Origin of the sequence: Collinsella aerofaciens ATCC 25986 (assembly GCF_964237925.1) — a bacterium.
GTDB lineage: Bacteria > Actinomycetota > Coriobacteriia > Coriobacteriales > Coriobacteriaceae > Collinsella > Collinsella aerofaciens_BJ.
In genome coordinates this window covers 201,319-212,677 of the sequence record NZ_CAXSKI010000001.1, presented here as the reverse complement: position 1 = coordinate 212,677, position 11,359 = coordinate 201,319, and the positions used below count along the sequence as shown (strand labels likewise).

Here is an 11,359-nt window from a genome sequence, read left to right as displayed (position 1 = left end):
CCTAGCGCGCTGCCATCCAGTGCTGATTCTTTCATACTCGCAATTCGGCGAGGGTGAGGAGTATGAATTGATCGGCGGGAGTCAGCCGCTCTGATAGAATCGTCCTTGCTGGCGGCAGTCCTCGTGCCGGGCAGAGCCCTCCATCCGATGGGAGGTGATGCCCATGACCGATTTCACTGAGTCCGTGAAGCTCCTAACCGCTATGGTCTCGCTCCTCACGGCCCTTGTCGGCCTTTCCAAGGCACTCAAGCAGGGTTCGAAGCCCAAAAAGAAAGGCCACCGTCGCTAAGACGATGACCTAACTTCGTTAAGCAACGGCTCTGCCCAGCTCACTACAACTTGGGCTGCCGTCGGCATTATTTTACCCTCCTGACGAGGAATTCGTCCATATTTCAAAAATCAAATCCTGTTCGCTCGTGGGCGTAAACTTTTAGTTGGGCAAATCCGGCAGATTGGAGTATGAAACATGAGGGATATGCACCTCATGTCGCTCATAAAACGTCTCCTGACCTCGAAGGAGAACGTTTTTTAGCGATAAAAGGAGACATAAATATGATCTGGTTCACCAGTGACACGCACTTCGGGCACGAGAACGTCCTGAAGTTCACGGACCGGCCGTGGGAGACGATTTGGCAGATGAACGATGCCATCGTCGACAACATCAACGGCAGGGTCGCCGTGGATGACGAGCTCTACATCCTGGGGGATTTCTCATTCAAGATGACCGCCCAGGACGCATACGGGCTGCGTAAGCGGATCGCCTGCAGGCGCATCCACCTCGTCCCGGGAAACCATGACAAGGACTGGACCCAGCCGGCGGTCGCGGGCGCGTTCACCGTGGAACCGCCGATCTGCGTGCTCAAGATCGACGGGCAGAAGATCGTCCTGTGCCATTACCCCATGGCCGACTGGCAGGGCATGAGCCATGGATCGTGGCACCTCCACGGGCACATCCACAGCAGCGGCGGCGCGTACAACGAGTTCAACCGCAAGCAGGGGCTCCTGCGCTACGACGTGGGCTGCGACGCCAACGGGCACTCCCCGGTGAGCCTCGACGGGCTGAGGGAATGGTTCGCCGGGGTCGACGAGCCGTGCAGCCGGGTGAAATGGCCCTGGTGGGTCAACGAGACCGGTGACAGGCAGGTCGAACGCGAGCTGGCGGCTTACAAGCGGAAAGAGGCGATCCGATGACGGTCTATGTGACAGGCGACATCCACGGTGGGCTCGACATGCAAAAGCTCCGCGACTGGGAGCTTGGGGATAGCCTTGGCAGCGACGACTATCTGATTATCGCCGGCGACTTTGGCTTTCCGTGGGACTTCTCTGCCGAGGAATGCGCCGATATCGCCTGGATGGAGTCGCGCCCCTACACGGTTCTCTTCGTCGACGGCAACCACGAGCGCTTCGACCACTGGGCGGAGCGCCCTATGGAGCCGTGGCACGGCGGGCTGACGCAGCGCCTGTCGGATACTTCGTCCATCCGCCGCCTCATGCGCGGGGAGGTCTTCGAGCTCGGCGGGAAGACGGTCTTCACCATGGGCGGGGCGACGAGCGTCGACAGGGCGTACCGCATCCCGTACAGCTCGTGGTGGCCGCAGGAGCTGCCGGACGAGCGCGATTTCGATGCCGCACGGGCAAGGCTCGACGAGGTCGCCTGGAAGGTCGACTGCGTCATCACCCATACCTGCTCGACGCGCATGCTCTCGCCGACGCTCTACCCGGATCCAGGCTGGGAACGCCCGGATGTGGACCGGCTGACCGGATTCCTCGACGAGCTCGAGGATCGTCTGGACTACAAGCGCTGGTATTACGGACATTTTCACCGAGACGGCAATCCGGACGAACGGCACACGGTGCTGTATGACCGGATCGTGAGGCTCGGGGACAAACTCCTGCCGTGGGGTGCGTACTGATGGCTATCTATGTGACGGGCGACGTGCACGGCAGGGCCGAGCACGGGTCCAGCCGGTTTGCCTTCAAGAATTGGCCTCTGGGCCGGACTCTGACGCGCGATGACGTGGTGATCGTGGCCGGCGACTTCGGCTTTGTCTGGGATGGATCCAACGCCGAGAAATACTGGCTTGACTGGTTCGAGTCGAAGCCGTGGACCACGTGTTTCGTGGACGGCAATCATGAGAACCACCACGCCCTGGCTGAGCTGCCGGTGCGGGAGTGGAACGGCGGGCTCGTCCATGAGGCGCGATCGCGCGTGCTGCACCTGATGCGTGGAGAGGTGTTCGACATCGGCGGGCTCACGGTCCTTGCCATGGGCGGCGCCGCGAGCAACGACAGGCAGTATCGCAGGGAGGGGAGGAGCTGGTGGCCCGAGGAGATGCCGAGCGAGGAGGAGATGGACCACTGCCGCGCCTTGCTCAACCGCGTAGGCTGGAGGGTCGATTACGTGGTGACGCATGAGGCCCCTGCTGCTCTGGCAGAGAAGCTGTGCCGCGAGCGCGGACGCGAGTATCGGGGCGACCGACTTCAGCGATTCCTTGCCGAGCTCGACGGCCGGCTCGGCTACCGAGCCTGGTTCTTCGGACATTATCACGGCGACGAATGGCGCGACGACAGACATCGCCTGATCTACCGAGACATCGTGCCGATTGAAGATACTGCGCCCGGTTCTAGGAACCTTCTGGAAGCGCTCTAGAAGATTCCTAGAAATCAGCAGCCTGACAGGAGAAGCGCGGGGCTACTCGTCCTTCATCTGGGTCATGACCTCGACCTTAGCCTCGGCCACGGCCGCCCGCTGTTCGGTTGCAGCTAGGCGGTCCTTGAGGGCGGCGACCTCGGCCATCAGGTCGCGCTGGGCCAGGAGTGCGTCGTTCAACTCGGCTTGGGCTTTCAGCGCGGCATCACGCTCGCCGCGCAGTCGCTCGATCTCATCGACCATGGCCACGGCCTCGGCATGGAGCTGGGCGACCTGCCTGTCGAGTTCCCGAGCATCGGCGAGATATCTGACGCTCGCGGCATGGAGCTCGTTGTTCTCGAGCTCGAGGCTCGCGGTATCGAGTTCGAACTTCTCCTCTATAAAGGCAATCCGCTCATTGCAGTCGGCCTCAATCTTTTCATTCCGGCCTCTCGCCTCGACGAGCTTGCGGTTGAATTCGTCGAGCTGGGCCCTGAGCAACGCGTTCTCGGTTCTGAGGTCGCCCGTCTCGCGCAGCAGCTTCTCCCGCCACGTCGCCTCGATCCGCTCAACGGCCTCATCGAGGACGGACTTCACGCCGTAGATCTCCCTGATTATCTTCTCGTCTGCCATGGTGCGGTACTCCAATCAACAACGGGCATGGCTCCGCCATGCCATATGGCTGGGAACAATGCACGGCCGCTGTTGATTTGTGTTCGCCCTGCGATCGGTGAGTTCTAAAAGGCGTCTCAAGTCATGCGTTCACGCAGGTTTTCGGTTGGAGAAATACCGCACGTTTTCATGGTAACACGTGCCTTAAAGAATGGGCGGCTATATCGATTCGTTGTAAATAGCGTCTACGACGTGTTGGTGGCAGGAGGTGAGGGCGTTAAAGATGTCGAGGATGATTATGGGAGTATTTTAGATGCAGGCATGAGAAAGGGTCGAATCGAAGTGTCTGGCCGGACGCCAATTGTCCGGGAACTGTTTCGGTTCGACCCTGCTTCATTTTACATCCGCGGCATGTTCTTGTGGGCATCCTGACGGTGACCGACTCTCACGACCTCGATAGTCGGTTTGTGGGCTTAAAGTTTCGGAGGCTCCCAAGCGTTTTCAATCGCGGCGCGGTAGATTGCGGCGTAATTAAGCATCCAGCTGCCATCACCAACTTTTTGAATATACCCCTTATCCTTCAGAGAGGTATAGGCCCGGGATATCGTGTTCTTACTCAGGCGGTAGTGATCCTCAATCCATTTGCTTTTAGCGCAGAAGCCCATGGGCCGTTTGTTTTTGGAAGGTTTTCCAAACTTCCATACAAGGCCGAGGATGAGACGCTCGGCGGCAACGGTGGTGACGCAGCACGCCCACTCGGGCACTGAAATAAAAATAGCCTTATCCATTTTTCCCGTAATCTCTCGTTGCTCAGTAGCATCATCGCTAAATATGTCGGAAATCGACGGAAGCTCGCTCATGTTTACCACCTAATCAAGGTGGGCGGTACGACCTTCAAGCTGCTTGAAAAGCTCGTAGAACGAGCTTTCAAACATGTAATTAGAGCGATGGATCTGGATGAGCTTGCCGGACTCTCGCATAAACTTGCGTGCGGTGTTTTCGCTCCAGCCAGTGAGTTCGCGGATATCGTTAACGCGGAGCAACCGATCGCACTGAGCGGCACCAGTGGGGAAAGTCGGTGTGGACGCCTGAGTGCTAATCTTTGGAGTAGCCATGATGAGCTATCCTTTCAATGAGGGCCCTCCCTGTGCTTGTAAGACGTACCAGGTTCATAAGCACTTGGGGGGCCGGTTTCTATGACTACATGCGTAGCCATCTGACAGCTTTAGCATGTATTAAAACTCATTAGATGTCAATCAAATAAAGCATTTACCTGCGGAAACGGTATTATAGTACCGTAATATTATGAAATAAACGATGAATGAAAAACATGCTATTTCTCGCTTCTCTGTATATAGGCGTTGATGAAGGCTTCGTAGCCTTTAACTGCTTTTATTTCTGATTGTTGAACGAGGCTTGTATACGTTTTGAGCGTGATATTGGGGTCCGCGTGGCCAAGAATACCTTGCACGCTTCTAACGTCCGATCCGTTCGCCAGCATAAAAGTGCTTACACAATGCCTGAGCTGATGCGGGCAGATGCCCTTATATAGTTTTCCGCCAGTCGAATTGTTCGGCTCATAGATTCCAAGATTGCAGCTAACTGCGAAATCGCGAAACCAATGGTTGAAGATGTAGTTTTTCATGTGACAGACAGTAGGGATCCCTTGCTCGACAGCAATATCGCTAATGATGGGAGTGCTGCCAGTCTGGGACAGCCCCAGAGAGGCCAGGAGCTCTTTTTGTATGGCTGACCATGATTGAAGACGTTCGGCCAAGGTTTCTCCAACGGGGATTTTGCGTTGGCTTTCTTGTGACTTGGGTGCCCTCAGTTCATGGTCGTTGGTGTACTGCCTGTCAATTTTCAAGGTTTTATTGGCAGGGTCCCAATCGCGCCATTCGAGGCCCAGCATCTCGCCTTTCCGCATACCCGTATACACTAGTACTAGTGTACCAACAGCTTCGGCGGTGAGCTCAATGTGTTGAAGATGTGTGCATAGGGTAGCTACTTGGTCGATTGTCAGTGATTCTCTTTTGTTGCGTGGTCTGCGAACATGAACGGTAGCGCAGGGGTTTCGGTCAATTATTCTCTTTGCGACTGCATTCGACAAAATCTGACGCAGTTTCGCATTGATTCGTACAAGCTCTGATGGTTTGTATTTTCCCGTACGACGAGCTTCGGCATATGTTTCTTCGATTAGATCGGGAGTTAGCCCCTCAATTGTCTGAAACGCACCGAATAGGTCTTCGATATGCCTGCAATCGTACGCTTCTCTTTCATAGCTCGTTGGCGCAAGCTCGGTGTCCCTATTTTCATGAAAGGCCCAGCAGTAGGACGCAAGCAAAGTGGGCTTTTTAGTTTTAGTGATCGTGCCAGAGGAGTTGATTTCAGCCAGCTTGGCCTGCATTGCAGCCTTAGCTTCTGTTTTAGTCTTGCAACGAACTGTATAAGTTGGGGATCGTTTGTAGCGCCCCGTCTTAGGGTCCTTGACTCCAAGGGAAAAATAATAGCGATAGGTGTTAGGTGATCTCTTGTCTTTCCAACACGTGCCTCTTCCGCTAATTAGTGGCTGTTCTGACATCTTTGCACTCCGTTTCTTTGAATAGTTTTCAACAATTCATTGAGTGCAGTTTAGCTAAAGCTGTTAGTAATATGTTTGTAAAAGCGTAGGTGCAGCTACCGGAGGCAAAAGACACAAACTGCTATGTTTATCTGCTGTTATATGATGTTCAATGATGCTTGATGAATGGTAGGGGGTAGCATTAAATCATATCTCCTAAAGCGGGTGTCGACGGTTCGAATCCGCCCGGGGGCACCAGAAGTAAATGCAGGTCAGACGGTATAAATCGTCTGACCTGCTTTCTTATATAAGGGCATCGTTAACGTCAGTTGGGTAGAATTTGGGTAGAAAATTTTTTTGTGAAGGGCTATGCCCAAAGTCCGGTTTCCAACGCTTCCCACAGCCTACGGGCTTATAAGAAGCCCTTCGGCCATGAAAAGCGTTGAAAACCTAGGGTGACGCTGCTGTGAGATGGGCGAGTTTCCAACAGCCCCCGGCGTCTTCGGGTTTCGCCTGGGACCCTGCGACACCGTGGGCCGTTGAAAACTCGCCCTTCCGCTTGGAAGAGGGCTTTTACCCCTTAAAATTGTCCGAAAGTGACAACGACGCAGGAGGTCCGGTATGCCTGCCAGCAAGAAAGAGGCAAAAGAGTTCGTCAAGCGGTGGCAGAAGCGCCTTGCCGCCATCCCCGCGGGCTCCAACAACGAGCAGCAGGACACGCAAAAGTTCTGGGTAGATCTGCTCATCAACGTCCTGGGCATCCCGTCCAACACCATAGACAGCTTCGTCGACTTCGAGCGGAAGGTGAGAGGCCGCCGCATCGACGTGTTCGTCTCCGACCACAACTTCCTGTGCGAGCAGAAGTCGTGGGGTATCGACCTCGACAAGCCCGAGCCCAGAAACGGCGGCATGGAGACGCCGCTCCAGCAGGCCATGTGGTACGCGCGGCACCTGCCGTACTCCGAGCGCCCCCGCTGGGTGATGACGTGCAACTTCGGGACCTTTCGCCTTTACGACCTCGACAACGAGCGGCCCGAGGATACCGTGCAGGAGTTCTCCCTCGAAGAGTTCCCGGACAGCCTGTATCTTCTGTCCTTCCTGACCTCCAACGAGACGAGCCGCCTGCACAAGGAGCAGCAGCTTTCCATCGAGGCTGGGGCCTACGTCTCCAGGCTCTACGATGCCCTCGCCAAGCAGTACCACCACATTGAGGAGAAGGACGAGCGGGCGCAAGAGGAGCAGCGCTCCCTCAACGTGCTTATCACCCGAATCATCTTCCTGCTCTACGCCGAGGACGCCGACCTCCTGCAATCGCACCAGGCGTTCGGCAGGTACTGCGAGGGAGACCCCGCGAAGCTCCGCCGAAAACTGGTCGATTTGTTTGAGACGATCGACACGCCCCTAGAGCAGAGGGATGAGTACATGGACGAGGACCTCGCGGCCTTCCCCTACGTGAATGGCGGTCTGTTCGCCGACTCCTCCATCATCGTCCCGCAGATGACCTCGGAGATCCTCGAGGCCATCGCTGACGCGTCCCAGGACTTTGACTGGCGCGAGATCTCGGGCGTCATCTTCGGCGGCGTGTTCGAGGGCACGCTGAACCCCGAGACGCGCCACGCCGGGGGCATGCACTACACGAGCGTCGAGAATATCGAGCGCTGCCTCAGGCCACTCTTCCTCGACGAGCTGTGGAATGAACTGCACGAGGCCGAGGGCGAGAAGACAGCTGCCAAGCGCAAGCAGGCCCTGGCGAGGCTACACGACAAGGTGGCCTCCATCACCATCGGTGACCCCGCGTGCGGCTCGGGCAACTTCCTTACCGAGGCGTACCGGCAGCTGCGCACCATCGAGAACCGAATCATCGAGGACGAGCTCAGCGAGGAGACCGGCAACGCGGGGCAGACATCCCTCGTCGTTGCGCAGGACAGCCCTGTCCGCGTGTCCCTGGACCAGCTGTACGGCATCGAGATAAACGACTTCGCCGTCTCGGTCGCTAAGACCGCCCTTTGGATCACCGAGGAGCAGATGCTCCGAAAGACGCAGGAGATATACGTCGACTATGACTTCGACTTCCTGCCGCTCAGGAGCCTCAGCAACCTCCATGAGGGCAACGCCCTCAAGACCGATTGGTCCGAGGTGTTCCCCGATGACCTCACGTACCTCGTGGGCAATCCGCCTTTCCTTGGGGCCCGCAACCAGTCCAAGGAGCAGAAGGCCGAACTCCTTGAGGTCTTCGACGGCGCGAAGAACGCGGGCAACATCGACTACTGCGGGGCCTGGTACATGAAGGCCGCGAGGTTCACGCAAGGGAAGCGCACGCGCTGCGCCCTGGTCTCGACCAACTCGATATGTCAGGGCGAGCAGGTCGCCAACCTCTGGAAACCCCTGCACGACCTGGGTATCCACATCGACTTCGCGCACAACACGTTCAGGTGGGACAACGAGGCTGCGGACAAGGCACACGTGTTCTGTGTCATCGTCGGGTTCTCCCGCGAGTCGGGGACCAAGACGCTCTTCTACCACGCGACCCCGGACAGCGACGAAGAACAGATTCCCACGGCTCGAATCAATGCGTATCTGAAAGACGCCCCTGATGTATTCATCTACAGCCGCAGCAAGCCTATTTGTGATGTTCCCGAAATGGGCATCGGAAATAAACCTATTGATGGGGGATTCTACCTGTTTACCGATGAGGAGAAAGACGATTTCCTGAAGAAAGAGCCAAAGGCCGAAGGCTTCTTCCATCCATGGCTTGGATCAAAAGAGTTCATTCATGGCTATCATCGCTGGTGCCTGTGGCTTGGGGAGGCAACCTTCTCAGATTTAAAGCAGCTTCCTGAGTGCAGAAAGAGAGTAGAACAGGTTCGTGAATACAGGCTTGCAAGTAAAAGCGCTGGAACCCGAAAAATAGCAGATAAGCCAACGAGATTTCACGTTGAGAACATGCCCGAGGGAAGTTCCATCATCATCCCAGAGGTGTCTTCAAGCAGACGGAAACGTGTTCCAATGGGCTTTGTTGGTCCAGAGATATTTTGCAGCAACAAGGTTAGATTGATACCCAATGCTTCTCTCTATCACTATGGCATTCTGCAATCTCAATTCCATAATGCATGGGTTAGGATCGTAACCGGAAGATTGAAGGACGATTACCAGTATTCGGCCAATATTGATTACAACAACTTCGTCTGGCCCGAGCCCACGGAATCCCAACGCGAGGAAGTCGAGCGTTGCGCCCAAGCCGTGCTCGACGCCCGGGATGCCCAAGAAGGTGCGACGCTCGCGGACATGTACGATCCCAAGAACGAGACGTTCTTCCCCGAGCTGATGACAGCGCACAAGGCGCTCGACGACGCCGTCGAAGCCGCCTATGGCGTCGACTTCGGCGGGGACGAGGAGAAGATAGTCGCCCATCTTTTCAACCTGTACGCCAAGAAGGTCGGTGAACTATAGTGCCCAACTCTATCTACAATCCCATATCGCTGGAGGTCGGTAACATCCTGAAGGATGTTCAGACGGGCAAGATTGGCCTGCCTGATCTGCAACGGCCTTTCGTGTGGGGCAATGAAAAGGTTCGCGATCTGCTTGATTCCATGCTTCGCGGATACCCTATCGGCTATGTGATGCTGTGGGACTCTCCGAGCGATGATGCGGGCAAGAAGTCTGCCATAGGCTCGAACCAAAAGGTGTATGCCGTCCCCAAGTCCCTTGTCATCGACGGACAGCAGAGGCTCACTGCCCTCTTGAGCTCTCTGTACGGCGTACCCGTGCGAGACAAGAACTTCAGGGAGCGAACGGTGAAGATCGCCTACGACCCCGTCGCACGCTCATTCAAGAATGCCGATGCCTCGACCGAGAAGGATTCGCGCTATGTGCCCGACGTATCCGAGGCCTTCGCGGCGAACCACGACAACAAGCTGAGCGCCTATCGCAGGGCGTTCATCAAGCGCCTTAACGAGGCGAATGCCAAAAAGGGAGAACCCGAACTCGACGATGGCGGCGAGGACGCCGTCGAGAGCGGGCTCAACGCATTACTCGGGCTTGAGCGCTATCTTCTGCCGACGCTGGAGATTTCCGAATCGGCTGACGAGGAGACCGTATCGGACATCTTCGTGCGTGTGAACTCGCAAGGGCAGGCGCTTAAGCAGGATGACTTCATCATGACCCTGCTTTCGGTCTACGAACCTGCCATGAGGGAGCGCATAGAGGAGTTCTGCGCCATGAGCCATGCGCCCGCAAAGGGCACCTCGTACAACCCGCTCATGACCGTCTCGCCGACGCATATCATTCGCGCCACGGTGGGCGTGGGGTTCAAGAGGGGTCGCCTGCGTTATGCCTACCAGATTCTTCGCGGGCGAGATCTCAAGACAAAGGAAACGACGCCCGAGACGCGGGCCGAGAACTTTGCCACGTTCGGTCGCGCCCTCGATCTCGTGCTCGACTTGAACAACTGGCATGCCTTCATCAACACGCTGGCGGAGGCGGGCTATGTCTGTTCCGACCAGGTGGGGTCGGGCAATGCGCTCATGTTCTGTTATGCGTTTTACCTTATCGGGCGCTACGAGTTCGGTATGGAGCCGTTGGCTGTGCGCAGGCTCGTGCGGCGCTGGTATTTCGCCGCAGCCATAACGGGGCTCTATGTGGGGTCCTTCGAATCCGAGTTCGAGCAGCAGCTTAACGACGTCTCGCGCCTTGAGACCGCCGATGAGTTCCGGGCGTACTTCGACCGTAGGCTCGCCGCCATCATGACGGACGATTATTTCTCCATCACGCTGCCCAGCTCCCTCGACGCAAACGAGGCGGCGGGCCCGACCTGGTGGGGCTTCGTCGCGGCTCAGGTCGTGCTCGGTGCCAAGGTGCTGTTCAGCACGGCTCCTCTTTCTCAGCTGCTGCATACCGGTTCGTCGGGCTCCAAGAAGGCCCTGGACAAGCACCATCTGTTCCCAGATAACTACCTGAAGGCCAAGGGCTACCTTTCGCAGCGCAGCAACCGAGGCAACTTCACCCTCGTTGACTACCAGAACAACATCTACATCTCGGACGACGCGCCGAGCGAGTACGTCAGGAAGTACCGTGAAGCCCTGGGCGAGGACGAATACCGCCGCAACTGCGAGGAGCACGCCCTGCCCCTCGGATTCGAAGAGCTTGATTACGAGGACTTCCTCGGTCAGCGCAGGAGGCTAATGGGTGAGCTCGTGAAGAGGGCATATGAGCGACTGTAGATTACGGACCAGTCTTTGGGGTCATGTTGACTAAGGTTTTCATATCCTACGCATGGGAAAGCGAAAAACACCGCGAATGGATAAAGGCGCTGGCCAACCGCCTTCTGTCGGACGGGATCGATGCAGTCCTGGACCAATATGATCTCGAACTGGGTGACAGGTTGCCTCAGTTCATGGAGCAGTCGGTCAGGTCGTCGGACTATGTTCTTGTCGTCTGCGCCCCAGCATATAAGCAGAAGGCAGCGCCGAGCGCGTGAAGAGGTCTCCCGGGCAGCCCATAGGAAGAACGTTGAGAACGTCGCCAGGACGATTGATTTCTAGCTCGGCCGCTTGCGCGAG

General features: G+C 56.7%; 11 protein-coding genes. 7 read left to right on the top strand and 4 right to left on the bottom strand.

The genetic code is table 11. The features are described 5' to 3' along the window. The first annotated feature begins 163 nt into the window (after window positions 1-163). The 4 genes from ACESWY_RS00905 (at window position 164) to ACESWY_RS00890 (ending at window position 2,650) form a co-directional block, all read left to right on the top strand. Complete coding sequence (locus ACESWY_RS00905; RefSeq protein WP_308616561.1) at window positions 164-289, top strand: hypothetical protein; 126 nt, start codon at window positions 164-166, stop codon at window positions 287-289. A gap of 263 nt (window positions 290-552) precedes the next feature. Further along, a complete protein-coding gene (locus ACESWY_RS00900; protein ID WP_373093245.1) occupies window positions 553-1,191 on the top strand; it encodes a hypothetical protein in 639 nt (212 codons plus the stop codon). Beyond that, window positions 1,188-1,913 (top strand): metallophosphoesterase family protein, encoded by a 726-nt coding sequence (locus tag ACESWY_RS00895; RefSeq protein WP_373093246.1) that lies wholly within the window; start codon window positions 1,188-1,190, stop codon window positions 1,911-1,913. The genes ACESWY_RS00900 and ACESWY_RS00895 overlap by 4 nt, the downstream gene beginning before the upstream one ends. Then, entirely contained in the window at window positions 1,913-2,650 is a 738-nt protein-coding gene (locus tag ACESWY_RS00890; RefSeq protein ID WP_373093247.1) for a metallophosphoesterase family protein, read from the top strand. Before ACESWY_RS00895 ends, ACESWY_RS00890 begins: the two co-directional genes overlap by 1 nt. 42 nt (window positions 2,651-2,692) lie before the next feature. Here ACESWY_RS00890 and ACESWY_RS00885 read toward each other — a convergent pair whose 3' ends face one another. The 4 genes from ACESWY_RS00885 to ACESWY_RS00870 all read right to left on the bottom strand — a co-directional run bounded on the left by ACESWY_RS00885 (window position 2,693) and on the right by ACESWY_RS00870 (window position 5,822). Next, the gene (locus tag ACESWY_RS00885; protein ID WP_373093248.1) at window positions 2,693-3,262 is read right to left on the bottom strand and encodes a hypothetical protein; all 570 of its coding nucleotides are present in this window, start codon (window positions 3,260-3,262) and stop codon (window positions 2,693-2,695) included. 452 nt (window positions 3,263-3,714) lie between these two features. Further along, on the bottom strand, window positions 3,715-4,101 hold the full coding sequence (locus tag ACESWY_RS00880; RefSeq protein ID WP_161145443.1) for a hypothetical protein: 387 nt from the start codon (window positions 4,099-4,101) through the stop codon (window positions 3,715-3,717). Window positions 4,102-4,110: 9 nt separating this feature from the next. After that, complete coding sequence (locus ACESWY_RS00875) at window positions 4,111-4,356, bottom strand: hypothetical protein (RefSeq protein WP_117640700.1); 246 nt, start codon at window positions 4,354-4,356, stop codon at window positions 4,111-4,113. A 218-nt stretch (window positions 4,357-4,574) separates the two neighbouring features. Beyond that, window positions 4,575-5,822: a site-specific integrase gene (locus ACESWY_RS00870; RefSeq protein WP_373093249.1), complete on the bottom strand. Its 1,248-nt coding sequence runs from the start codon at window positions 5,820-5,822 to the stop codon at window positions 4,575-4,577. 600 nt (window positions 5,823-6,422) lie between these two features. On the opposite strand from ACESWY_RS00870, the gene ACESWY_RS00865 reads away from it, so the two are divergent. From ACESWY_RS00865 to ACESWY_RS00855, 3 genes are read left to right on the top strand one after another with little or no spacing between them, the layout of a single operon-like run. Beyond that, window positions 6,423-9,251: a DNA methyltransferase gene (locus ACESWY_RS00865; protein ID WP_373093250.1), complete on the top strand. Its 2,829-nt coding sequence runs from the start codon at window positions 6,423-6,425 to the stop codon at window positions 9,249-9,251. Further along, complete coding sequence (locus ACESWY_RS00860) at window positions 9,251-11,020, top strand: GmrSD restriction endonuclease domain-containing protein (protein ID WP_373093251.1); 1,770 nt, start codon at window positions 9,251-9,253, stop codon at window positions 11,018-11,020. Before ACESWY_RS00865 ends, ACESWY_RS00860 begins: the two co-directional genes overlap by 1 nt. A gap of 23 nt (window positions 11,021-11,043) precedes the next feature. Then, entirely contained in the window at window positions 11,044-11,277 is a 234-nt protein-coding gene (locus tag ACESWY_RS00855; protein ID WP_373093252.1) for a toll/interleukin-1 receptor domain-containing protein, read from the top strand. Window positions 11,278-11,359 lie beyond the last annotated feature (82 nt).

Coding starts and splice junctions, on each gene's coding strand:
- ACESWY_RS00900 (WP_373093245.1), top strand. CDS start 553: ATGATCTGGTTCACCAGTGACACGCACTTCGGGCACGAGAACGTCCTG.
- ACESWY_RS00895 (WP_373093246.1), top strand. CDS start 1,188: ATGACGGTCTATGTGACAGGCGACATCCACGGTGGGCTCGACATGCAA.
- ACESWY_RS00885 (WP_373093248.1), bottom strand. CDS start 3,262: ATGGCAGACGAGAAGATAATCAGGGAGATCTACGGCGTGAAGTCCGTC.
- ACESWY_RS00870 (WP_373093249.1), bottom strand. CDS start 5,822: ATGTCAGAACAGCCACTAATTAGCGGAAGAGGCACGTGTTGGAAAGAC.
- ACESWY_RS00855 (WP_373093252.1), top strand. CDS start 11,044: ATGTTGACTAAGGTTTTCATATCCTACGCATGGGAAAGCGAAAAACAC.
- ACESWY_RS00905 (WP_308616561.1), top strand. CDS start 164: ATGACCGATTTCACTGAGTCCGTGAAGCTCCTAACCGCTATGGTCTCG.
- ACESWY_RS00880 (WP_161145443.1), bottom strand. CDS start 4,101: ATGAGCGAGCTTCCGTCGATTTCCGACATATTTAGCGATGATGCTACT.
- ACESWY_RS00875 (WP_117640700.1), bottom strand. CDS start 4,356: ATGGCTACTCCAAAGATTAGCACTCAGGCGTCCACACCGACTTTCCCC.
- ACESWY_RS00865 (WP_373093250.1), top strand. CDS start 6,423: ATGCCTGCCAGCAAGAAAGAGGCAAAAGAGTTCGTCAAGCGGTGGCAG.
- ACESWY_RS00890 (WP_373093247.1), top strand. CDS start 1,913: ATGGCTATCTATGTGACGGGCGACGTGCACGGCAGGGCCGAGCACGGG.